At 63.4% G+C, this 25,290-nt stretch carries 11 protein-coding genes and 1 pseudogene; 8 read left to right on the top strand and 4 right to left on the bottom strand.

Features of this window, described 5'->3' with window-relative positions; all coding sequences use genetic code 11:
- The 3 genes from NCS00_RS33085 to NCS00_RS33640 all read right to left on the bottom strand — a co-directional run.
- Positions 1 to 15,225 (bottom strand): non-ribosomal peptide synthetase (locus NCS00_RS33085; protein ID WP_250442260.1); only part of this gene is annotated, 15,225 nt, incomplete at its 3' end.
- A gap of 200 nt (positions 15,226 to 15,425) precedes the next feature.
- The gene (locus NCS00_RS33080; protein WP_250442259.1) at positions 15,426 to 16,322 is read right to left on the bottom strand and encodes a cupin-like domain-containing protein; all 897 of its coding nucleotides are present in this window, start codon (positions 16,320 to 16,322) and stop codon (positions 15,426 to 15,428) included.
- 24 nt (positions 16,323 to 16,346) lie between these two features.
- Positions 16,347 to 16,526, bottom strand: coding sequence for an MbtH family protein (locus NCS00_RS33640; RefSeq protein ID WP_008345490.1), 180 nt, complete (start codon positions 16,524 to 16,526; stop codon positions 16,347 to 16,349).
- A gap of 558 nt (positions 16,527 to 17,084) precedes the next feature.
- On the opposite strand from NCS00_RS33640, the gene NCS00_RS33070 reads away from it, so the two are divergent.
- From NCS00_RS33070 to NCS00_RS33040, 7 genes are all read left to right on the top strand, one after another.
- Entirely contained in the window at positions 17,085 to 17,432 is a 348-nt protein-coding gene (locus NCS00_RS33070; RefSeq protein ID WP_250442258.1) for a hypothetical protein, read from the top strand.
- A 284-nt stretch (positions 17,433 to 17,716) separates the two neighbouring features.
- Positions 17,717 to 18,751, top strand: a complete 1,035-nt coding sequence (locus tag NCS00_RS33065; RefSeq protein WP_008345492.1) for a substrate-binding domain-containing protein — start codon at positions 17,717 to 17,719, stop codon at positions 18,749 to 18,751.
- A 33-nt stretch (positions 18,752 to 18,784) separates the two neighbouring features.
- Entirely contained in the window at positions 18,785 to 20,266 is a 1,482-nt protein-coding gene (locus NCS00_RS33060) for a sugar ABC transporter ATP-binding protein (protein WP_250442257.1), read from the top strand.
- The gene (locus NCS00_RS33055; RefSeq protein WP_008345494.1) at positions 20,263 to 21,213 is read left to right on the top strand and encodes an ABC transporter permease; all 951 of its coding nucleotides are present in this window, start codon (positions 20,263 to 20,265) and stop codon (positions 21,211 to 21,213) included. The genes NCS00_RS33060 and NCS00_RS33055 overlap by 4 nt, the downstream gene beginning before the upstream one ends.
- On the top strand, positions 21,210 to 22,196 hold the full coding sequence (locus tag NCS00_RS33050; protein WP_008345495.1) for an ABC transporter permease: 987 nt from the start codon (positions 21,210 to 21,212) through the stop codon (positions 22,194 to 22,196). Before NCS00_RS33055 ends, NCS00_RS33050 begins: the two co-directional genes overlap by 4 nt.
- A gap of 27 nt (positions 22,197 to 22,223) precedes the next feature.
- The gene (locus tag NCS00_RS33045) at positions 22,224 to 23,132 is read left to right on the top strand and encodes an SMP-30/gluconolactonase/LRE family protein (RefSeq protein ID WP_008345503.1); all 909 of its coding nucleotides are present in this window, start codon (positions 22,224 to 22,226) and stop codon (positions 23,130 to 23,132) included.
- A gap of 24 nt (positions 23,133 to 23,156) precedes the next feature.
- Entirely contained in the window at positions 23,157 to 24,176 is a 1,020-nt protein-coding gene (locus NCS00_RS33040) for an ABC transporter substrate-binding protein (protein WP_008345505.1), read from the top strand.
- Positions 24,177 to 24,375: 199 nt separating this feature from the next.
- Here the strand turns inward: NCS00_RS33040 and NCS00_RS33035 are convergent, their stop codons facing one another.
- Positions 24,376 to 24,768 (bottom strand): N-formylglutamate amidohydrolase, encoded by a 393-nt coding sequence (locus tag NCS00_RS33035; RefSeq protein ID WP_502801619.1) that lies wholly within the window; start codon positions 24,766 to 24,768, stop codon positions 24,376 to 24,378.
- Positions 24,769 to 24,810: 42 nt separating this feature from the next.
- Between NCS00_RS33035 and NCS00_RS33030 the strand changes: the two are divergent.
- Positions 24,811 to 24,981, top strand: a pseudogene (locus NCS00_RS33030) (cupin domain-containing protein); the annotation flags it as partial.
- Positions 24,982 to 25,290 lie beyond the last annotated feature (309 nt).

The raw sequence follows: 25,290 nt of genomic DNA, 5'->3' as shown, positions 1-25,290 counted from the left end.
GCCAGAAGTGAAGGGGTCGGCGACGAAGCGCTGCGCGGTGAGCGCCGCGCGCCGCAGATAGCCGCTCGCGAGACCCGTACCGCCGATATACAACTCACCCGTCACGCCGAGCGGCACAGGACGCAGGAATTCATCGAGAACATAGGCTCGCGTGTTGGCCAACGGTCTCCCGATGGGAATCGACATGCCGTATGCGATGTCATCGTGATAGGCATGCGTCAACACGCCCACGGTCGTCTCGGTCGGGCCATAGTGATTCAGAATGCGCATGCCGGGCTTCAGTGCCTGCACGCGGCGGATCCAGTCGGAGCGCGTCGCTTCCCCGCCTAGCACGAGCAATTGCGTCGGCAATGCAGGCGCGGTGTCGAGCGTAACGTCAACGAGCGCGCGCAAATGTCCGGGCACGATCTTGAGCACATCGATTCCGCGCTGACGCATGTACTGCCCGAACAGATAGCTATCAGTGGTGCGGTCGTTCGACAGCACATGCAGCTCGTGGCCAGCGACCAGCGCACCGAACAGAATCGTATTGCCCAGATCGGTCGCGATGGTTGAAGCGAGGGCCATCTTGCACGGCGCGAGCACGTTCATCCTCGCAAGCACGCCGCTCAGATAGTTCGATAGATTCCGATGACTCAGCACGACGCCCTTGGGCTTGCCGGTCGAGCCGGACGTGTAGATCACATACGCGGGGCTGTGCGACTGCAGGTCAATGGCGGGATCGATATCGGGACATGCTTCGATACGGCACGCTTCGTCGTCGGGACAAACGATCGAGACGTTAAGCGCGACCCGTGAAAGACCGTCGAGCAGCGATGTCTGAGTCACGAGCAGCGATACATCGGCGTCGTCGAGCATGTACGCGAGGCGCTCGGCGACCGAGGCGGGGTCGAGCGGCACATACGCAGCGCCTGCCTTGAGTATCGCCATCAACGCGACGATCATGTCGATGCCGCGCTCCATGCACAATGCGACGCGATGTTCCGGTTCGACGCCAAGCGCGATGAGATGGTGCGCAAGCCGATTAGCGCGCGCATCGAGTTGCGCATACGTGAGGGATTCGTCTTCGAAAACGAGCGCGATCGCATCGGGCGAGCGTCGGACCTGTTGGGCAAAAAGTTGATGGATACTCAAGTGCTCGGGATACGCAGCAGCGGTGTCGTTCCATCGCCTGAGGGATGCATGCTCTTCGGGTAGCACGATGTCGAACGCGTGCAGAGGCGCATCGGGTTTTTCTAGCGCTTGTTCGAGCAGACGCGCGAAGCGTTCCCCGAGCCTCGCAATCGTGTGCTCGTCGAAAAGATCGGATGCGTAGCTCAGGCTACCGGTAAAGCGCCCTTGCGTGTGCGCGAGCTTCAACGTGAGATCGAACTTCGCGCCGGCTTCGGAAGGAGGCAGCAACTCGAGCGTGAGTCCGGGCAAGGCGAGCGGCTCCGTCGGGGCGTTCTGCAACACGAACATCGCCTGGAAGAGCGCCGTACGGCTAGTATCGCGAGCGGGCGCGAGTGCTTCGACGAGCTTCTCGAACGGCAAGTCCTGATGCGCGTACGCGGCGAGCGTCGTATCGCGAACTTGCCTGAGCAATGTACGCAACGAAGGCGAGCCGGAGAGATCCGCGCGCATGACGAGCGTATTGATGAACAGGCCGATGAGCGGCTCGACTTGCGCATGCGTGCGATTGGCGATCGGCGAGCCCACCGCGATATCCGTTTGCCCGGACAAACGCGCGAGGAGCGTCTGGAAGACGGCGAGCAGCAGCATGAAGGGCGTGGCGCCTTCGCGTTGCGCGAGCGCGATCAGCCGCTCGGAAAGCGCCGGGCTGAGGGCGAAGGGCAAGCTGGCACCGCGCCCGCTGATGTGCGAGGGCCGGGGGTGATCGGTCGGCAGATCGAGCGGCGCGAGGCCTTCGAGCCGATTGCGCCAGTACCGAGTCTGTCTTTCGAGCTCGGCGCCGGCGAGCCAATCGCGCTGCCACAAGGTGAAGTCGGCGTACTGCACATCGAGCGGCGGCAACGCAGCAGGCGCGTTCGACAACGCCGCCGTGTAGCACGCGCCGAGTTCACGCACGAGCACGCCCGTCGACCAGCCATCGTAGATGATGTGATGGATCGTGAACAGCAGGACATGCTCTCGCGCGGACAGGCGCATCAATCTCGCTCGGAGCAGCGGACCCTGTTCAAGATCGAATGCGCGTGTTGCCTCATCTTGTGCGAGGCGGCGGACTTCGGTGGCCTGCGCATCGGCATCGAGCGTATCGAGCGCGATCAGCGGCACGGTGACCTGCGCTTGCATTGCGATGCGTTGAACCGGAACGCCGTCGTGTTGCGCGAAGCAAGTGCGCAGGACTTCATGCCGATCGATGAGCGCGTTCATCGCGGTCTGCAACGCCCGAGCATCGAGCGATCCGGTGAGACGCACGGCCACTGGAATGTGATACGCGGACTGACCCGGGTTGAGTTGCTCGAGGAACCATAAACGTTCCTGCGCGAAGGACAACGGCAGATGCGCGGGGCGCTCGCGCGTCTGCAAAGGCGGCAAGATGCTCGCGCGATCCGAAGGCGCATCGAGCGTCAGCGCTTCGGCAAGCAAAGCGACGCCAGGCGCATCGAACAGCGTCCGCAAGGGCAGCTCGATCGCAAGCGTCTGACGCAAACGCGAGACGAGTTGCGTAGCAAGCAGCGAATGGCCGCCGAGCGAGAAGAAGTTGTCGAAGACGCTCACGCGTTCGAGGCCGAGTACATCGGCGAAGCACTTCGCGAGCGTGTGTTCGAGCAAGGTGCGCGGCGCGACATACGCGGCAAGGTTTTGCCATTCAGGATCGGGCAACGCGCGACGATCGAGCTTGCCGTTGGGTGTCAGCGGCAGCGCGTCGAGCAGCACGAAAGCCGACGGCACCATATAGTCGGGCAGACGAGAACGTGCATGTTCCCGAAGTGCCTCGATGTCGATATCGCCGGTTGCCGTAACATAAGCGACGAGTTGCTGATCCAGCGTTTTTTGATGCCGCATGCGGCCGATGACGACAGCCTCGCGCACCGACGGATGACTGGCGACGTGCGCTTCGATCTCGCCGAGCTCGATACGGAAGCCGCGTATCTTGACTTGATGATCGTTGCGTCCGAGGAACTCGATATTGCCATCGGCGCGATAACGCGCGATATCGCCGGTTCGATACATGCGCGCGCCCGCGATGAACGGATCATCGATGAAACGTTCGGCCGTGAGTTCGGGCCGGTTCAGATAACCACGCGACACACCCGCGCCGCCTATAAACAACTCACCGATCGCGCCCGGCGGGACCCGCCGAAGGTGCGCATCGAGCAGATAGATGCGCGCGTTGGCAATCGGCTTGCCGATGACCGGCTGCACCTGGTCTGCCGTGATCTCGGTAAGCGCCGCATCGACGGTGCATTCGGTCGGACCGTAGACGTTGAACGCGCGAATCTGTTCAGCGTTCGCCAGTCGATTCCACGTCTGTTGTGTGATCGCTTCGCCGCCGATAAGCAAGGTCAGCTTCGACCGCCGGCGTTCGAGCAAGCCGCTGGCGAGCATGACATCGAGTTGAGTGGGCGTGCAGTCGAGCGCGTCGATATCGGCGTTGTTCAGATAGTCGATGAGCACCGCACTATCGGTGCGCACGTCCGCGGGAATCACGATCAGTCGATGACCTGCAAGCAGCGCCGTGAGGCTCTTCAATGAAGAGTCGAACGCGATGCTCGCGTTCAGACCGATGCCGGAGCGCGCGGCGCAACGTGCGAACACCGTCGATTGCAGCGCGTAATGCAGATTCACGACATGGCGATGTTCGACCATCACGCCCTTGGGCTTGCCGGTGGAGCCGGAGGTGTAGATGACGTAGGCGAGATGATGCGGTGCGACGTTCGTTTGCGGGTTCTCTTGTGGGAGCGCTTCATCGAGCGATGCATCGATATCGAGTACGTCGAGCGCGCCGGTGTCGCCCAATGCTTCCCGGCCCGCGGCATCGGCGAGCAGCAGACGCGGCGCGGCATCGGTGAGGATATGGTTCAGGCGCTCGCCCGGATAAGCCGGATCGAGCGGCACGTAAGCGCCGCCTGCCTTGAGTATCGCCATCAACGCGACGATCATGCCGATGCTGCGCTGCATGCACAGCGCGACGCGATCGTCCGGCCGGACGCCGAGCGCGATCATTCGATGCGCAAGCCGATTCGCGCGCGCATTGAGTTCGGCATACGTGAGCGATTCGCCTTCGAATACCAGCGCGGTCGCTTCAGGCGAGCGCCGAACCTGCTGCTCGAACAGACGATGGACGCATACATCTTCGGGATGCGCCTCGGCCGTGTCGTTCCATCGTTCGAGCAGCGCATGCTCGTCAGGCAGCACCAGTTCGAACGCGTGCAAGGGCGCATCCGGTTGATCGAGCGCCTGTTCGAGCAGACGCGTGAAGCGTTCGCCCAAGCGCACGATCGTCTGTTCATCGAACAGGTCGGTCGCATAAGCGAGCGTGCCTTGGAATCGATCTTGTGTATGCGTCAGATTCAGCGTGAGATCGAACTTCGCGCCGGCATCGGCGGGGCGCATCACTTCCAGCGTCAGGCCGGGCAGCGAGAGCGGCTCCATCGGCGCGTTCTGAAGGACGAACATGACGTGGAACAACGCCGTGCGGCTGGTGTCGCGAACCGGCGCGAGCGCTTCGACGAGCTTCTCGAACGGCAAGTCCTGATGGGCGTAAGCGGCGAGCGTGGTCTCACGCACTTGCGCGAGCAGTTCACGCAGCGACGGCGATCCCGAAAGATCGGCGCGCAAGACGAGCGTGTTCACGAACAGGCCGATGAGCGGTTCCGTCTGCGCATGCGTGCGGTTTGCGATCGGCGACCCTATGGCGATGTCGTTTTGACCGGACAGTCGCGCGAGCAGCGTCTGGAACACGGCGAGCAGCAGCATGAACGGCGTGACGCCCTCCCGATTCGCAAGCGCGTCGATCCGTTCGCATAAGGCGGCACCTACCGCGAATGGCACACTCGCACCGCGTCCGCTCATTTGCGATGGACGTGGGCGATCGGCGGGCAGGTTCAGCGGTGCGAGTTCGGCGAGCTGATTGCGCCAGTATTGCGTCTGACGGTCGAGTTCTGCACCCGCCAGCCAATCGCGCTGCCACAAGGTGAAGTCGGCGTATTGCACGGCCAGCGGCGGCAGTGAAACAGGCTCATTGCGTAACGCAGCCGCATAGCCCGCACCGAGTTCACGCACGAGCACGCCCGTCGACCAGCCATCCGAGACGATATGATGCATCGTGAACAGCAGCACATGTTCGTCTTGTGCAACGCGCAGCAGGAGTGCGCGCAGCAACGGACCGCGCTGAAGATCGAATGCCCGCGTGGCTTCGTCCTGCGCGAGTCGACGCAGTTCGGCGGCGTGCGCACCAGATGCAAGCGCATCGAGCGCGATGACCGGCAGCACGATGTGCAAGTGCGGCGCGATGCATTGCACGGCCTGTCCGTCGTATTGCGCGAACGTGGTTCGCAAGCTCTCGTGACGCTCCACGAGCGCGTTCAGCGCGGTCTCGAATGACGGCACATCGAGCGATCCGTTCAGACGCACCGCGACTGGAATGTTATACGCGGATTGTCCGGGATCCAGTTGTTCGAGGAACCACATACGTTCCTGCGCGAAGGAAAGCGGCAGATGAGCGGGTCGCTCGCGTGCTTGCAGAGGCGGCAAGGCGCTCGCGACGCGGCGTGACTCATCGAGCGCAAGCACTTGGGCAAGCGCTGCAACGCTTGGCGCATCGAACAAGGCACGCAGCGGCAAGTCGATGGAGAGCGCTTGGCGCACGCGCGAAACGAGTTGCGTGGCCAGCAGCGAATGACCGCCCAGCGAGAAGAAGTTGTCGAACACGGCGACACGTTGAAGGCCGAGCACACTGGCAAAGCATTGCGCGAGGGTTTCTTCCAGCGATGTGCGCGGCGCGACATATGTGGCCTGATCCTGCCACTGCGGATCGGGCAATGCGCGACGATCGAGCTTGCCGTTGGGCGTCAGCGGCAAGGCATCGAGCACCACGAACGCCGAGGGCACCATGTAATCGGGTAAGCCCGATGCAAGATGTTCGCGCAACATGCCCGCGTCGATCTCGTCCGTACCGGTGACGTACGCGATGAGTTGCTGATCCTGCGTCGCTTCATGCCGCGCGCGCGCGATGACGACAGCCTCCCGCACCGACGGATGACTCGCGATCTGCGCCTCGATCTCGCCGAGTTCGATACGGAAACCGCGAATCTTGACTTGATGATCGTTGCGTCCGAGAAATTCGATGTTGCCATCGGCGCGATAGCGTGCGATGTCGCCGGTGCGATACATGCGCCCGCCCGGTACGAAGGGATCGTCGACGAAGCGCTCGGCGGTGAGTTCGGGACGGTTCAGATAGCCGCGTCCGACACCCGCGCCGCCGACATAGAGTTCGCCCACGGCGCCGACAGGCATCAGGCGGCGCTCGGCGTCGAGCAGATAGATGCGCGTGTTCGCGATGGGACCGCCGATCGGCACCGGGTTCGACTCTTCCGGCAGGCACCGATACGCGGTCGCCCAAACCGTCGCTTCCGTCGGACCGTATTCGTTGTAGAGGGGGACCGGTCGAGGCAGCGTGGAGCTTTGCTTCGCGAGTCCGGGCGGGCACGCTTCGCCCGCTACGATGATCTCGCGAAGCTTATGATCATCGCTCGACGACATACTGTCGAGAATGGCCTGACCGAGCGACGGCACGCACAACACACGCGTGATGTCGCGATGCCGCACCAGTTCGATGATCGCGTGCGGGTCTCGCGCGGTATCGAGATCGACGAGCGCAAGACAGCCTCCGTTCGTGAGTGTGCCGAATAGGCCCGCGACGGAGCTGTCGAACGCGAGCGACGACAGCAGCAGGAAGCGTTCGTTCGGTGCGCGCTCATAGAACCGGTGCCGCGCGAAGGTGGACGCGACGAGCGTTCCGTGCTCGATCGCCACGCCTTTGGGCTTGCCGGTCGAACCCGATGTGTAGATCACGTAAGCAAGGTTGTTCGGGCTGACGTTCGGGCGCGGATCATCCTGCGGATACGCGTCGTCGAGCGCTGCTTGCGGATCGATGACAGTGAGCGAACCCGTGTCGCCCAATGCTTCGCGACCGGCGGCATCGGCAATGAGCAGACGAGGCATCGCATCGGTGAGGATATGCGTCAGGCGTTCGCCCGGATAAGCGGGATCGAGCGGCACGTACGCGCCGCCTGCCTTCAGTATCGCCATCAACGCGACGATTCCTCCGATGCCGCGTTCCATGCAGAACGCGACGCGATCTTCCGCTTGCACGCCGAGCGCGATCAGCCCATGCGCAAGCAGGTTCGCGCGCGCATCGAGCTGCGTGTACGTGAGCGACTGGTCCGCGAAGATGAGCGCGAGGGCATCCGGCGTGCGCCGGACTTGCTCTTCGAAGAGTTGCTGAATGCAAACATCGTCGCGATAAGCCGTTGCCGTGTCATTCCATCGTTCGAGGAGCGCGTGCTCCTCGGGCAGCACGATGTCGAGCGCAAAGAGCGGCGCATCGGGCTGATCGAGCGCCTGTTCGAGCAAGCGCGCGAAGCGCTCGCCGAAGCGCGCGATGGTGCGTTCATCGAAGAGGTCGGTGGCGTAGTTCAGGCTGCCGGTCAGATGGTCTTGCGTATGAGTCAGGTCCAACGTGAGATCGAACTTGGCGCCGGCTTCGGCCGGTGGCAGCGGTTCCAGCGTGAGGCCGGGCATCGCGAGTGGTTCGAGCGGCGCGTTCTGTAACACGAACATCACCTGAAACAACGCGGGGCGGCTAGTGTCCCGAACCGGCGCGAGTGCTTCGACGAGCTTTTCGAACGGCAAATCCTGATGCGCGTAAGCAGCGAGCGTCGTTTCGCGGACTTGCGTGAGCAGCGTACGCAACGACGGCGATCCCGAAAGATCGGCGCGCAGCACGAGCGTATTGACGAAGAGGCCGATGAGTGGCTCGATCTGTGCATGCGTGCGATTGGCGATGGGCGAGCCGACGGCGACATCGTTCTGTCCGGACAGGCGCGCAAGCAGCGTCTGGAACACGGCGAGTAGCAGCATGAAAGGCGTGACGCCTTCCCGCTGCGCGAACGCATACAGCCGTTCGCACAGCGCGGGGCTGAGCGCGAAAGGCAAGGTCGCGCCGCGTCCGCTGATCTGTGCGGGGCGTGGACGGTCGAGAGGCAAGTCCAGCGGCGCGAGATCGGCAAGACGACCGCGCCAGTATTGCGTCTGGCGTTCCAGTTCCGCATCGGCGAGCCAGGCACGCTGCCAAATCGTGAAGTCGGCGTACTGCACGGGCAAGGGCGGAAGCGCAACCGGCTCCTTGCGCACGGCAGCCGTATAGCATGCGCCGAGTTCGCGAACGAGCACGCCGATAGACCAGCCGTCCGAGACGATGTGATGCATCGTGAACAACAGGACATGTTCAGCGGATGACAACCGCAGCAATCGCGCGCGAAGCAGCGGTCCATGTTGAAGATCGAAGGCGCGCGAGGCTTCGATCTGCGCGAGACGGCGGACCTCGGCGCTTTGCTCATCGGCGACGCGTTCATCGAGTTCGATGATCGGCAGCGCGATCTTCAGGCTGGACGCTATGCATTGCATCGCTTGGCCGTCGTGCTCCACGAACGATGTGCGAAGGCTCTCGTGACGTGCCACGAGCGCGTTCAACGCGGTTTCGAATGCGTGAACATCGAGCGAGCCGGAAAGGCGCACGGCGACGGGTATGTTGTACGTCGATTGTCCCGGATCGAGTTGATCGAGGAACCACAAGCGTTCCTGTGCGAACGACAGCGGCAGTTGCGCGGGACGCGGCAACGCTTGCAACGGCGGGCGCGCCCCGGCGCGATGAGCCGTGTCCTCCAACGCGTCGGCGAGCGCGGCGACGCTCGGCGCATCGAACAGCGTGCGCAAGGACAATTCGATCGACAGGGCTTCGCGCAGTCGCGAGACGAGTTGCGTGGCGAGCAGCGAATGCCCGCCAAGCGCAAAGAAGTCATCGAAGATGCTCACGCGTTCGAGGCCGAGCACGCTGGCAAAGCACTCGGCAAGCGATGTCTCGAGCGATGTCCGCGGCGCGACATACACGGCGAGGTTCTGCCATTGCGGATCAGGCAGCGCGCGTCGATCCAGCTTGCCGTTCGTCGTCAGCGGCAAGGCATCGAGCGTCACGAACGCGGACGGCACCATGTAATCCGGCAGACGCGAACCGAGATGCTCGCGAAGGTCGCTCGTGTCGATGTCGGAAACGCCGGTGATATAGGCGATGAGTTGCTGATCCTGCGTCGCTTCATCGCGTGCGCGCGCGATGACGACGGCTTCGCGCACCGCCGGATGACTGGCGATCTGCGCTTCGATCTCTCCCAACTCGATACGAAAGCCTCGAATCTTGACCTGATGATCGTTGCGCCCGAAAAACTCCAGACTGCCATCGGGACGATACCGTCCGAGATCGCCCGTGCGATAGAGCCGCGCGCCCGGAACGAAGGGATCGTCGATGAAACGCTCCGCGGTCAGCTCGGGCCGATTGAGATAGCCGCGCGCCACGCCCGCGCCGCCGACATACAACTCGCCGACCGCACCGACAGGCGCGAGCCGCTGTTGCGCATCGAGCAGATAGATCGTGAGGTCAGGAATGCGCACGCCGATCGGGCTGTGGCTGTCCGCGCAGTCTTCGCGATCGAGCGGTCGATAAGTCACATGCACGGTCGTCTCGGTGATGCCGTACATGTTGACGAGGCGCGGATGCCGATCCGAATGACGCGCGTACCACGCCTCCAGCATCGAAGGATTCAACGCCTCGCCGCCGAATATCACATAGCGCAACGCGGTGGGCGCATCGTTCGTCTCCTGCGCCTGAATCAATGCGCGAAACGCGCTCGGTGTCTGATTCAGTACGGTCACGCGTTCCCGCTGAAGCAGTCGAAGAAAGTCGGGCGCGAAGCGCGCAAGCTGTTGCGGCACGATCACGAGCTTGCCGCCATAACGCAGCGCGCCCCACATTTCCCAGACCGAGAAGTCGAAGGCGAACGAGTGGAACAGGCACCATACGTCGCGTTCATCGAAATTGAACCAGTCGTGCGTCGCATCGAAGAGGCGAACGATCTGCGCGTGCTCGATCATCACACCCTTGGGCTTGCCGGTAGAACCGGACGTGTAGATCACGTATGCGAGATGCGACGGAGCGACGGCCGTGACCGGATCCTCTTGCGAGATGTCGTCGTCGAGCAATGCATCGGGATCGATCACGGTAAGCTCGCCCGTATCGCCGAGCGCCGCGCGGCCGGGGGCGTCGGCGAGCAACAGGCGCGGCGTCGAGTCGCTGAGAATGTGGCTCAGGCGCTCGCCCGAATAAGCGGGATCGAGCGGCACATAAGCGCCACCGGACTTGAGGATCGCGAGCAACGCGACCATCATGCCGATGCCACGCTCCACGCATAACGCGACGCGATCTTCCGGTCCCACGCCCAGCGCGATCAGACGATGCGCGAGCCGGTTCGCTCGCGCATTGAGTTGCGCATAGGTCATCGATTGATCTTGGAAGACGAGCGCCACCGCGTCGGGCACGCGCCTGGCCTGTTGCTCGAAAAGCTGGTGAATGCACATGTCCGATGGATACGAAGCCGTGTCGTTCCATGTCTTCACCAGCAGCTCATGCGTGTCGGGCGGCACGACGTCGAGCTGATTCACCGGCGTTTGCGGCGCTTCTTCGAGTGCGTGCGCAAGGCTCGACAAAGCCTGCGCCATATATCCACAGAGCTGTGCGGGCGACAGCGGCGCAACGGTCTGCGCGATGAGACCGAGACTATCGCCGTTGTCATCGACGCACAACGTCAGCGGATAATTGGTGCGCTCTTCGGCGCCGAGCAGTTCGATGCCGTCGAAGGCCGTGTGCCGGTCGTCGGATGCGCGATTATGACGATAGTTGAGCAGCGCATTGAAGAGCGGCGCGGGCGCGGCGACGCCGCTGCATCGTTGAGCGAGCGCGAGCGGGGCATGCTGATGCTGCAGCAGCGCGGCGAGACGGTCATGCGCAAGACGCGCGCTGTCAGCGACGGAAGCGTCGTCGATGTCGAAGCGAACCGGCAAGGTGTTGATTACGAGCCCGAGCGCCTGGTCGACGCCCGCCTGCATGCGTCCGAGCAACACGGTGCCGAATACCACGCACCCATCGGAATCCAGTGCGCTGCCCGCGTTCAACACGCGCGCCCACGCGAGATGACAGAGACTCGCGAGACTGACGCCGATATGCCGGGCCTGCGCGCGCAGACGCGCATCGAGTTCGGCGGGCAGCGTGATGTGCGCTTCGGCGACGGCCGAGCCGTCGTGATGCACATCGGTCAAGCCGAACGGCAACGTGGGCTCGCTGACATCGGCGAGCATGTCGCGGAAAAAGGCTTCCTGCGCGTCATGGTTCGCCCCGAGCCGGGCCTGCGCGACAAGGTCGCGGAATGGTTGCGCCGCGCCCAACGCGTGCGCGCGGCCATCGAGAATCGCGCCGATTTCCGCATGCATGACCTCGAGCGTCGCATGATCGCCGATCAGATGATGCCAGTTCAATTGCATCAGCCAGCGATCCCCGCTCGCGTCGCGTGCGATTGCAATCTGCATCAGGGGCGCGCGAGCGAGATCGAGGCGCTGCGTGCGCGCATCGAAATGATGCGTCAGATCGTCGACTTCGACGATCGTCACGGGCGCATGACGCAGGACGACTTGCGCCGCCGTCGTCACGCCTTCGTGAACGAACGCAGTGCGCAGAATGTCATGCCGCGCGACGACCTGTTGCAACGCATCGACCCATGCATCGAGACGGGCGCGGCTGTCGAACGCGAGGCGCGCGGTTTGCAGATACGGATCGCCTTCCGTCGTGAGCATGTGATGAAACAGGATGCCTTCCTGAAGCGGCGCGAGTGCATAGATATCCTGAACGTTAGAGATTCCGCCAGGCATTTGATCGGCGATGCGATCGATATCCGTCTGCGTCAGCGAGATGAGCGGCAGCATGTCCGGCGTGATGGCGCTGTTCGCGGGCGTGATGACATTGGGCGGCACGACAATGTCGGACTTCGGCGCGGCGTAATCGATGGCATCGGCGAATGCGCTGAGCACGGGCGTCGCGAAGAGATCTCGCACGCTCGCTTGCAGCCCGATGCGCCGCAAGCGCTCGATCAACGTCACCGCGAGCAGCGAGTGGCCGCCGAGCGCGAAAAAATTGTCATGCCGACCGACACGTTCGATTCCCAGCAGTTCAGCCCACAGTTCGGCAAGCGCGCTTTCGGTGCGACCTTGCGGTGCTTCGAAGGGACGCAGCGCGAAGGCGTCGGCTTGCGGATCGGGCAACGCGCGGCGATCGAGCTTGCCGCTCGGCGTAAGCGGCAGCGCATCGAGCGCAACGAACGCGGCGGGCGTCATATAGTCGGGAAGACGCGTGCTCAGATGTTCGCGCAAGTCGCTTGCGTCGATGCCGAATTCATCGCGTGCGGTGACATAGGCGATGAGTTGCTGATCCTGCGAGCCGGGCGTGCGCGAACGCGCAATCACCACCGCATCGCGCACGGCCGGATGACTCGCGATCTGCGTCTCGATCTCGCCGGGCTCGATGCGGAAGCCGCGAATCTTGATTTGCAGATCATTGCGTCCGAGGAATTCGATATTGCCGTCGAGATGAAAGCGGGCGAGATCGCCGGTGCGGTACATGCGTGCGCCGGACACGAACGGATCGTCGAGAAAGCGCTCGGCCGTGAGCTCGGGACGATTCAGATAGCCGCGCGCGACACCCGCGCCGCCGATATACAGCTCGCCCACCGCGCCAGGCGGCACCGTGCGACGCCGTGCGTCGAGCACATACGTGCGCGTGTTGGCGAGCGGCTTGCCGATAACCGGTCGCGCCTGTTCATGCGTGATCTCCGCGAAAGTCGCATCTACCGTGCATTCGGTCGGACCATAGACGTTGAACGCACGTATGCCTTGTGCGCGCGCAAGACGGCTCCACGTCTGCGGCGTGAGCGGTTCACCGCCGACGAGCACGGTCAGTGGCGCTTGCCGTCGTTCGAGCAGACCGGCCGAGAACAGCGATTCGAGTTGCGTCGGCGTGCAGTCGAAAACGTCGATACCGGATGTGTCGAGAAAATCGACGAGCGCCATCGCGTCGGTGCGCACATCGGCGGGAACGATGACGAGCCGATGCCCGGACAGCAACGCGGTCAGATTCTGCACGGACGCATCGAAGGCGATGCTTGCGTTCAGCGTCACGCCCGCATGCGGCGCGCACTGCGCGAACACGGTCGACTGCAACGCATGATGCAGGTTCATCACGTGCCGGTGCTCGACCATCACGCCCTTGGGCTTGCCGGTGGACCCCGACGTGTAGATGACATACGCGAGATGATGCGAGGCGAGGGCGGGCACATGCGGATCGTCGTTCGGCAGCGCATCGTCGAGCGATGCATCCGGATCGAGCACCGTAAGCGCGCCGATATCACCGAGCGCGTGACGGCCCGCTGCATCGGCGACGAGCAACCGAGGCGAGGCATCGCCGAGTATGTAACTCAGACGTTCGCCCGGGTAAGCTGGATCGAGCGGGATGTAAGCGCCGCCCGACTTGAGTATGCCGAACAACGCGACGATCGCGCCGATGCCGCGCTCCATACACAAGGCGACGCGACCTTCGGGACGCACGCCGAGCGCGATGAGCCGATGCGCGAGCCGGTTCGCGCGCGCATTGAGCTGCGCAAACGTGAGCGATGCGCCATCGCAGACGAGTGCGACGGCGTCGGGTGTGAGCCGTGCCTGCTGCTCGAGAAGCCGCTGAATGCACTCATGCTCCGGATACGGCGCGGTCGTGTCGTTCCAGCGTTCGAGGAGCGCCTGCCTTTCAGGTAACACGAGCTGAAGCGTATGCAGCGGCGCATCGGGCCGATCGAGCACTTGTTCGAGGAGACGTGTGAAGCGGCGCGAGTGCGCCTCGACGGACTCGGGCGTATAGAGCAACGGATTGCCATCGAACATCAATTCGATGCCAAGTTCATCGCCCTGGTCATGCACGATCAGCGCGAGATCATCGGGCGTGCCATAGAACGAGCGATTCGAGCCGATGATGCAGCCCGCGAAGTTCAGCGCACGGCTGTACTCCGGCATGATGTTCACCGTGGGACCGAAGAGCGGCCTGTCGGCTTCGATGCGGCCGACATCGCGCCGGATATCTTTCACGCGATAGCGCTGATGACGCAGTACGCGGCGGCTTTGCCGTGTTACGGCATCGAGAAGATCGACGATGGTCGTGCGTTCGTCGACGATCGCTCGTAACGGCAGCGCATTCGACAACATGCCCGGCACGCTTCTCGCCAGACGTCCGACGCGTGCGGTGACGGGCAACCCGAGCACCACTTCGGGCTGGCCGCTCAGACGTGCGACATAGGCGGCCATGACCGCCGTCATGATTTGCGGCCAGGTCGTGCCGTTGCGTTCGGCCATATCGCGCATGCGCGCGGTCGTGTCGGGCGACAGACGGATCCGCGCGCTCGCCTGCGAATAGGCTTCTGCGGGCATCGGCTCGGGCGCCATGCATGCCGAGAGGATCACAGGCTCGGGGCAACCCGCCATGTATTCGTGCCAGAACTGCCGATCGTTTTCGAAGGCGCTGGACGCGCGATACTCGGCGTCGTTATCGAGGAGATCGGCAAGACGCGCCCAGCCGGACGGTGCGGGATCGTCTCCTTGGATCAGTGCCGAGTAAATGGCTGCGAGCCGCTGCGTGAACAGCAAAAACGAAAAGCCATCGAACGCTACATGGTGAATCCGCTGAAAGAAGAAGAAGCGCGTGGGGCTCGCCTGAAAGAGCTGCCCATCGAATAGCGGCCAATGGCCGAGGTCGAAGGCGGTGGCGAGCGCGATCTGCACAGCGCGATCGATCGCTTCCAGCGGATCGGGTGCATCGCTTACATCGACCACGCGCAGTGTGAAGTGCAACGGCTCATCGGGAACGGTCTGACGCGGCAAGCCGTCGGTGACGAAGAGGCGCACGCGCATGCCTTCGGCTTCGTCGATGGTTTGCCGCAGCGCTGCCTGAAGCGCATCGACATCGAGCGGTCCGATGATCTCCGTGAGTTGAGCAAGATTGAAGCGCGGATCGCGCAAATCGAGTTGCTGTCGAAAGAAGATGCCCGATTGAGCGGGCGTGATGGGAAAACCGTGCATGGCGTCGATCCGTAGTGGAGAGCACGCGCGTGCTCTGAAAGCGATAGTCGAGAACGTCGTCATCGGAACGCGTGGAAGAAGCGCACGCGCGTTCGCGCGTGGTTGCATCTGGCACAGGTCCTTGCGTGTTCGTCAGACTGATGCGGCGGCGTAAAGCGACGCAAACGCGCCTCGATTGGCCGCGGGTATGAATGTGAAACTCAGGGAGTCACGAGCCTCGAAAGCGAACCGAGGGCGACGAACGCTCTCATCCGGAACGCGAGCATGGCGCTGTGCTGCGCGCGGATGACGTCTTTCACCGCGGGATCGCTCAGTGAACCGAGGCGATTGAGCGGCGTTCTGAAACAATGAGCGAGTGTGATGCCGAAATCGTTATCGGCGGGATCGACGCCATGCCACCAGAACGGTGGGATATAGAGAACGTCGCCGGGCGCAAGCGTGGTTTCGAACTTCGTCAGTGCACCGTCCGCGGGAAAGAAGCGCGCGCCGTCATTCATGTGATGAAGATTGGACTTGATCGGCACGGCATACGCTTGCCAGTTTTCACTGGACAGCCTGAACATGGAAATGCGCTTGGTGCCGATGATCTGCGTGGTTAGCGTCTCGTCGGTCGTGTGGTAGTGCCATTCGGTCGAAGCATTCCGATAGATGAAGAGCCGGTCTTGTGCATATGCGCGCGGCGGTCGATCGTGCTCTCTTTCGAGAAACTCATAATGGCCGAGATCGGGTTTCCATTCCGACGGAATAGGGAGCGCGCGGATCGCATGCGTCTCGTCCGGCCCTGCGTCGCGCAGACGCGTAATGGCCTGATTGAGTTTCAGCTTCGGGAGATTTGCATACCAGAGACCGGTGGGCGAGGCGTTGAACGCATCCGAGATGCCGACTTCGCTATCCGTCAATGCTTCGAGATAGCCGGGTGCGTTCCATTTCCGGAGAGCAGGCCAGTTGCGCACCGCTCCACTGATGACAACAGGTTTCTGAGCGCAGACATGGTCGCTCCAGAATTGTCCGTGTCTGAGCGTTTCATTATCGATGGACGGAAGCTGAACGCTGCGTCCCGGAACGAGGTCGATCACTTTCACAATGCGCTTGGCCATTTCCCACTCCCAGATCGAGAATCATCAGGACCGTGCAGTCCAGTTCTGTTCGATGTAGTCCAGGCATTGCCTGCGTGAGCAATCTGGATACTCCACCGTCCAGCCGTCCGGAACCTCGAGATGAGCGGGCCAAAGCGAGCGCTGCTGCAATTCGTTGATCAGCACACGGAATGTGCCCTGATCGTCGTCGAATGGATTGTCCACGCTGTTGCTCCCTTCGTTCGTGCTTCGGATTGCAACGAAATATAGGCGCCGGGAGTTAGCATTGAATGAGGTGTCGCGAGAGCCATAGCGTGCGTCGAGCGTGGCGCGCACTCGATGCGACGAGCACCTTGCAAAAGACGTGAGGAATGCATCGCTATTTAATATCGGCTTCGGATTGGTAGCAAGGGAAATTGCGGGGGCCTTACCGAGTTCGATATGTCTCGCGTGACGAGTGCTTTGCGCGATGCCCACATCGCGCTCGGCGCAAGGCACGTCGAGTTGCTTGTGACGCGTGTGCTGCCCTTGGGGGACGAGGTACGCAGCTATGGAAGCGCTTCCCGATGGACTCGATCGCAATAAAAGAAGCGTACCAAGGATTGGTTTTCTAATCCAAAGCGCCCGGCATTTGCATGCAGACGGGCACAGACTCGGTCTTAACTCGAAAGAGCGTGCGCTGTGCACCTCGCCCGAGTTTGTGAGTGCTTCAAACATGGACTGCGGTCCCGGTGAGCCGCGCACGCGCGTATCCCGGCGCATACGATAACTTTCCGCGATGCCGTGCGCTGGCGCCAGGCGCTGCGGTTCCGTCGCGCGGGCTCGACTGCACCCGCCGACGCCATCGAACGCGTGGCGCGTCATGCGAACTTCCATCTGCATCGGGTTGCGCCCTGGCACGAAGCCGTCGTCGATGACAACCGCGTGCGCGCGCGTGCGGAAGACGGCACGTTCGAATTCGATTTCGTGATCGCGGCACGGGCTACACGGTCGATCTGCATGCGCGGCCCGAACTCGCCGGCATCGCCCATCGTGTGCTGCTTGGGCGCGACCGCTACACGCCCGCATCCGACGAACGCGACGATGCGCTCGAATATGTGGAGAAGCGGCCCGGCGAGGCATCGTTCCTGAAGAATATCCACGTCGTCAATGCCGCGGGATTGGTGAGCCGGGGCGAAGCCGCTGCGCCACGCTGTTACCGGTAACGCGCGCAATTGCACGAATCGCGAAACTGTCGTTATACTGGCTCCGCGATCGAGTGGCCTGACCACCGCGATTGGCCTGACCGCAGGACGAATCAAGCAGACTGACTGGAAGCGTCGCATCGGCACCGCGCCCGATGCGCCTGGAAGGGGCGTGCTGTAGATGAAGTCGCGCAGCGCCTCTCCACAAGAAAAATGAAAGGAGACAACCCGATGTTCCGTGAAGGAGTGCAGGCAAGAGCCGCGCTCGCGCTCGCCGTCTGCATGCTCGCAGGCGCCGCGCACGCGCAGGTCGCAACGGGCGACACCACGCAGAAAAAAATCGCCCTGTCGAATAGCTTCGCGGGCAACGCGTGGCGGCAGTCGATGCTCAAGAGCTGGAACGCCGTCGCCCAGCAAGCGGTGGCGGACAAGAAGATCGCGGCCGCGCCCGCTTTCACGACCGCCGAGAATCAGGTGACGGAGCAGGCGCAGCAGGTTCAGAACCTGATCCTGCAAGGCTATAACGCGATCGTCATCGACGCCGTTTCGCCGACCGCGCTCAACGGCACCATCAAGAAGGCATGCGCCGCGGGCGTCGTCGTCGTCTCGTTCGACGGCGTCGTCGACGAGCCGTGCGCGTATCGCGTCAATTTCGACTTCAAGGGCTGGGCGGAGCAGGGCGTCGACTATCTGGCGACGAAGCTCAATGGCCACGGCAACATACTGGAAGTGCGCGGCGTGGCCGGCATCTCCGTCGACAACCTCATGCACGAAGGCGTGCTCGAAGGGCTCAAGAAGCATCCGGGGCTCAAGCTCGTCGGCTCGGTGAACGGCGACTGGACGCAATCGGTCGCGCAGAAGGCTGTGGCCGGCATTCTCCCGACGCTACCGCAAGTCGATGGCGTGGCGACCGAAGGCGAGATGTCGTTCGGTATCGCGCAGGCGTTCAAGGCCGCCAATCGTCCCGCGCCGCCGATGGTCATCGGCAGCACCTATCCCGAACTGCAATGGTGGAGCGAGCAGGCGAAGACCGGTTATCAGTCGCGCTCGCTGTCGAATCCGCCGGGCGCGGTCTCGTTCGCGTTCTGGGTGGCGCAGCAAGTGCTCGCGGGCAAGAAGATTCCGAAGGAAGTCACCATTAACGTGCCGCTGCTCGCCATCTCGCAGCAGGAGTTGCCGGCGAGGCTCGCCGCGACGCCGCCGGGTGGAATCGCCGACGTCACTTATACGCTGCCGCAGACCGTGGCCTTGCTCGACAAGAAATAAGCATTCGATGACGCCACGCATGGAGGCATGTGAATGGGCGCAACTATCAATACAGAGGACGAGCGCACGCTGATTCGCTTCGAAGGCGTCGGCAAGACCTTCGGCCGGGTGCGCGCGCTCGCGGACATCGACTTCGCGTTCACGCGCGGCGAATGCGTCGGCATCGCGGGACACAACGGCGCGGGCAAATCGACGCTCATGGCCGTGCTCGCGGGCGTGTATGCGCCGACGCAGGGCCGTATCGAAGTGGACGGCCAAAGCGCGCCGCACTACGACGCCAACGCCGCGCGCAAGGCCGGCGTGCGCTGCGTCTTTCAGGAACTCTCGCTGTGCGCGAACCTGACGGTCGCGGAAAACATGACGATCGTGCATCCGCAATTGCGCGGGCGCGGCTGGCGGCGCACGGCAACGGCGCTCATGCGCGACAAGCTCGAAGAGATTTTTCCGGGCAACGGACTGAAGGGCAACGAACTCGTGTCCGATCTGACGCTCACCCAACAGCAGATGGTCGAGATCGCGCGCGGGTTCACGGTGACGGACGCGCCCGTGCGTCTCGTGATCCTCGACGAGCCGACCTCGTCGCTCGATGCCCATACCGCCGATCAACTGCTTGCCTTCGTCCGGCGCGCGGCAGAGAGCGGCATCACCTGTCTGCTGATTACGCACATGCTCGGCGAGATAGAGCGCGTCGCGAATCGTGTGATGGTGATGCGCGACGGCGGCATCGTCGGCGTGCTGCCGGGCAACGAGGCGAACCGTGCGTCGATCATTCAGGCGATGGGCCAGCATCTGGAAGCGGAGAAAACGCCGGCGGCCGCCCGCATACGCAACGCACAAAGCGATGACAAACCGTTCCGCTGGAACGTCGGCGGAAGGAAACATACGCTGATCGAGGCATCGCGCGGAGAGATCGTCGGCTTCGCCGGACTCGCGGGCCAAGGTCAGACCGAAGCGCTGCTCGCCATCTACGAGGCAGCGACGAGCCACGGCGCGGGCCGCATGAAAGCCGCATTCGTTGCCGGCGATCGCGGGCGCGACGGCGTGTTCCCGGTGTGGTCCATCGCGCAGAATCTCGATTTGCGGTGGCTTCTCGGCGGTGCGAAGCGCAAGCGCGGACTCGTCGATCGCGCGGCGGCGCGCGCGCTCGTGGAAGCGTGGCGCACGAAGATCGGCATACGCGGCGCGCCGATGAGCGCGGGCATCCTGTCGCTCTCGGGCGGCAACCAGCAGAAGGTGCTGTTTGCGCGCGCGCTGTCGTCGGACGCGCAGCTCATTCTGATGGACGATCCGACGCGCGGCGTCGATGTGGGCACCAAGCGCGACATCTACCGGCTCGTTCACGACGAAGCCGCGAAAGGCCGCACGTTCATCTGGTACACGACAGAAAACGACGAGCTGTCGCATTGCGACCGCACGTATGTCTTTCGCTCGTCGGCGGTCACGCGCGTCTTGCATGCGGACGAATGCACGGAAGAAGCGCTGCTCGCTGCGAGCTTCGAGGAGCAGGCCGCATGACCCCCGCGCGCATCACGTTCCGGGACACGCAAGCGCGTCTGCGCGCGCTGCTTCCCGCCATCTCGCTCGTCGCGGTGCTCGTGCCGATTCTCGTCATGCAGCCCGCCGTGATGAGCTATTTCGGGTCGAGCCTGCTGCTCAATCTGGCCGTGCCGATCGTGCTCGCCACGCTTGCGCAACTCGCGATCATCACCGTCAACGATCTCGACTTGTCCATCGGTCCATTCGTGAGTCTCGTCGCGTGCATCGGCGCGACGCTGCTCGTCAAGGAGCCGTGGCTCGGCGCGCTCGCGCTCGTCGCCTGTGTGCTCGCGTATGCAGCCGTCGGCGCGCTGATCGAACTGCGGCAGATTCCGTCCATCGTCGTGACGCTCGGGCTGTCGTTCGTGTGGAGCGGGCTCGCGATCGTGCTGCTGCCTTCGCCGGGCGGCGCGAGCCCCGGCTGGCTCGGCACGGCGATGAGCTATCAGACGCCGTTCATCGCCGCGCCGATCGTGTGGTCGGTGCTCATTGCCATCGCAGGGCACATTCTGCTGATGCGCACCTCGGCCGGCGTGCGCATACGCGGCGCGGGCGGCAATCCGCGCGCGATGCGGCGCTTCGGCTGGTCGCTCGTGCGCAGCAAGGCGACGCTTTACGGCATCGCGGGCGTGTTCGGCGTGCTGTCGGGTCTTTCGCTGCTCGGGCTCACGACCTCCGCCGACGCGAACCTTGCGCTGCGCTACACGCTGCTCTCGATTGCGGCGGTCATTCTCGGCGGTGGCGAATTCGTCGGCGGGCGCGTATCGGTCATCGGCGCGGTGCTCGGTGCCATCACGCTCACGCTCGCGGCGTCGTTCCTCGCCTTTCTCAACATCTCGGCGGATTGGCAAGTCGGCATGCAGGGCGCGATCCTGATCGTCGTGCTGTCCTTGCGCGTGCTGCTGCAACGCGGGGAACGGCAATGAAATCGCAGACTTCCGGTGAAGCGCTCGCCAACAACGATACCGCGTGGGAACGGCTGAAGGGCGTTCAAGCGCCCTGGGCGTGGTCTTTCGTCGGCACGGTGCTCGTGTGGTTCGGTATCGTCGGCATCTTCGGCTTCGGCATCGCGAGCAATGTCGCGCAGACGGCCCTCACCTACGGCGTGTTCATGGTGCTGGTCGGTCTCGGGCAGATGCTCGTCATCACGTCGGGTGTCGGCAACATCGACCTCTCGGTGCCGTCGACGATCGCGCTCGCGGGCGTCGTCGGCATGCACGCGATGGGCGGCTCCAACGGCCAGATTGCGCTCGGCGTCGCGGCGGCGCTCGGCGTGGGCGTCGCGGTCGGGATCGCGAACTACATGCTGATCCGGCTGCTGCGCATTCCGCCGATCATCGCGACGCTGTCGTCGAGCTTCATCATCCAGTCGATCGCCATTACGCAAGGGCGCCAGCTTCCGCCGCCGCCGCCCGCGCTGGGCGCATTCGCCACGAGCCGGCTCTTCAACGTGCCGTATATCGCGCTGGTTGCGCTCGCCTTGTCGGTCGCGCTCGCGGTGCTGCTTCATCGCGCCGTGTATGGCCGCAGGCTTTCGGCGATCGGACAGAACGCCCGCGCCGCGTGGCTCGCGGGCGTGAACGTGCATCGCACGCGCTGCCTTGCCTACGTGCTTTCGTCGATGATCGCGGCGCTCACGGCGCTGCTGCTCGCGGCGACATCAGGCGGCGCGTCGCTCGATATGGGCGTCGAGTACATGCTGATCTCGATCGCCGTGGTCGTGATCGGCGGCACGCTGGTCACGGGCGGCAAGGCGACGATCGTCGGCGTATGGGGCGCCTCGATGTTCCTGTTTCTCACCAACGCCGCGCTCAACGCGGTCGGCGCCGATGCCGGCGTGCGCTCGATCGTGTACGGCGTGCTCATCATCGCGGTGACGGTCGCCGCCGGCGGAAAACCGGCGCGCTGACACGCAATCCACAAAGGACGAGGAGACATGAAACCCAGCGATTTCGAAGTGCATGATCCGCGTTTCAGGCTGCTGCTGCAGCCGAACGCGTTCCTTTCCAAAGTGACGGACGAATGCCTCTGGGCGGAAGGACCGGTCTATTTTCCGGCCACGGACCTGTTCGTCTGGAGCGACATCCCGAACAACCGCATGCTGCGCTGGGCGCCGGGAATGGGCGTCGGCGTGTTTCGCGCGCCGTCGAACTACAGCAACGGCAACACGCGCGACCGCGAAGGGCGGCTCGTGAGTTGCGAGCATGGCGCGCGGCGCGTGACGCGCACGGAGCACGACGGCAGCGTGACCGTGCTTGCATCGCATTTCGAAGGCAAGCGGCTGAACTCGCCGAACGATGTCGTCGTTGATTCGAAGGGCGACATCTGGTTCACGGATCCCGACTACGGAATCTTGAGCGACTACGAAGGCTATCGCGCAGAGAGCGAGATCGGCCGATGCAACGTGTATCGCCTATCGCCCGACGGCGCGCGTGTGCATCTCGTCTGCGACGACTTCGCGAAGCCCAACGGCCTCGCGTTTTCTCCGGACGAATCGCAGATCTACATCGCGGATTCGGCCGCTTCCCACGACGAAGAAGCGCCGCGTCATATCCGCGTGTTCGATGTATCGGGCGATGGCGTATTGCGTAACGGACGCGTGTTCATCGAGATGCAGAGCGGCGTGCCGGACGGCATGCGGGTCGACGAGCACGGCAATGTCTGGACCAGCGCGGAGGACGGCGTGCACTGCTACGCACCCGACGGCACGCTGCTCGGCAAGATCCTCATTCCCGAGGTCGTCGCGAACCTGACGTTCGGCGGCATCCATCGAAATCGCCTGTTCATTACGGCGACGTCATCGATCTATTCGCTGCATGTCGGCGTGCGTGGCGCGGGACGGTAAAAACATCAATAACAGGAGACGAGCATGAGAATCACAACACTGGCCGTGGCGCTGTGCCTGGTCGCGGCATCGGCGGGCGCGTCGGCGCAGGTCGCGACGGGCGATACGTCGTCGATGAAGATCGCGCTGTCGAACAACTACGCGGGAAATAGCTGGCGCCAGCAGATGCTCAAGAGCTGGGCCAACGTCGCCGATCCGGCCGTGAAGCAGAAGGTCGTCGCGGCGGCGCCCAGCTTCACGACAGCCGAAAGCCAGGCGACAGAGCAGGTTCAGCAGATCCAGAATCTCATCTTGCAAGGCTTCAAGGCCATCGCCGTCGATGCCGTTTCGCCCACGGCGCTCAACGGCGTCATCAAGCAGGCGTGCGGCGCGGGCGTGACGGTCGTATCGTTCGATGGCATCGCAACCGAGCCGTGCGCGTATCGCATTGCCGTGGATTTTCAGGGCATGGGCCGCATGCAGGTCGATTACTTGGCGAAGCGGCTGAACGGCAAGGGCAACTTGCTCGAAATTCGCGGACTCGCGGGCGTCTCCGTGGACGACGAGATTCATCAGGGCATCGTTGACGAACTCAAGAAGTATCCGGGGATGAAGATCGTCGGTTCGGTGCACGGGGACTGGACGCAGACCGTCGCGCAGAAGCAGGTCGCGGGCATCCTGCCGACTTTGCCGAAGGTCGACGGCGTGCTCACGCAAGGGGGCGACGGCTTCGGCACCGCGCAGGCGCTCAAGGCCGCGGGGCGGCCGACGCCGATCATCATTCTCGGCAACCGGCAGGAAGAACTCGCCTGGTGGGCCGAACAGAAGAAGAGCGGTTACGAGACGATGTCGGTGACGATTCCGCCGGGCGCGTCCTCGTTCGCCTTCTGGGTGACGCAGCAGCTTCTCGCCGGCAAGAAGATGCCGCACGACATCCGTATGCCGGTTCTGGAAGTGAAGCCGGAGGAACTCGACGCGGTGCTGGCCAAAACGCCGGTTGGTGCATTGGCGAACAAGGAGTACACGCGCGACGAGGTCGTCGCCGTCGTGGATGGGAAGAAGTAGGCACCTATCATCGGAAATGGAAACACGACGAATGAATCTGCGGGTACACGGCGCGTTGAATGCGGTTGGCTCGTCGCCCGCCAGCCTGATCGCCTGCTCCGAGCGCTGATGAAGCTCGGCAAGCGTGTATTGGCCAGAGCGTCTCTGGTCGCGGTGTTCAGAAGGTATTGCCGAGACGTCCTGCAAGGACGTCTCGCGCTCATTTCGCCCGCGAGGCGTTCGCAGTCAGCTTGACGATTGCGTCGAGCGCGCCATTCACCATGCCGCGTACCACCGGCTCCACTTTCTTCGCGATCTCGGGCAGATAGTGGAACGGTGCGTTTTCGCTCATATAGGTGGACTGGCACATCTCCAGTTGCACCGCATGCACGCCGTCCTGCGGCGCGCCGGCGTGCCGCGTGATAAAGCCGCCCTTGAAGCGGCCGTTCGCAATCCATGTGAACGGACTCGCCGCGGCGACGCGCTGTATTGCTTCCTGCACGGAGGGCGCGGCGGTGCGGCCATCCTGCGTACCGATGTTGAAGTCCGGAAGCTTGCCTTCGAAAAGGCGCGGCAGCACGCTCGCGATCGAGTGCGCTTCCCAGAGCAGCACATTCCGATGCTGGCTGCGCAGGCGCGTCAGCTCTTCCTGAAGGGCGTCGTGATACGACGTGCCGGACAGTTGGGAGTCGTTCCGAAGGGAGTCGAGCACAAGCCCTGTGCAAACGCAGAAGTCAAGCTGCTGCTTATCGAGCCGCGAGGTGTCGTGAACACAGGCGACGGCGCGGCAAGCGAGCGTACTGTCGCGAACGACCAGTGGATTTGAGCCGGCCACCGGGGTATGACCGGTGAGACGTGGCGGGCGGAGACGGGCGATTCTCCGAGGGCGCGATTGCGTCGATTCCAGTTCAACGTCCGCTCTTGTGTGGGGCCAGGTAGTTCCACCGGCGATTCGCTTGAGGACACAAGGCATGTGCCGGTCGAAACAGCCCGGCGCCTGCCACTCGGCCATGGCTGGTGAACCGGCGACAATCGCGAGGAAACACAGAGCGCAACTAATCGTCTGCGTTTCCGTCCGCCTTCAAGAACATCTCAGGTCACCATCTTCAGGATATGCCTTTGAGAAGGGGGCAAG

The organism is Caballeronia sp. AZ1_KS37 (assembly GCF_023631165.1).
Lineage (GTDB): Bacteria > Pseudomonadota > Gammaproteobacteria > Burkholderiales > Burkholderiaceae > Caballeronia > Caballeronia zhejiangensis.
The sequence above is the reverse complement of the archived record's forward strand: the minus strand, read 5'-3'. Positions and strand labels throughout refer to the sequence as shown.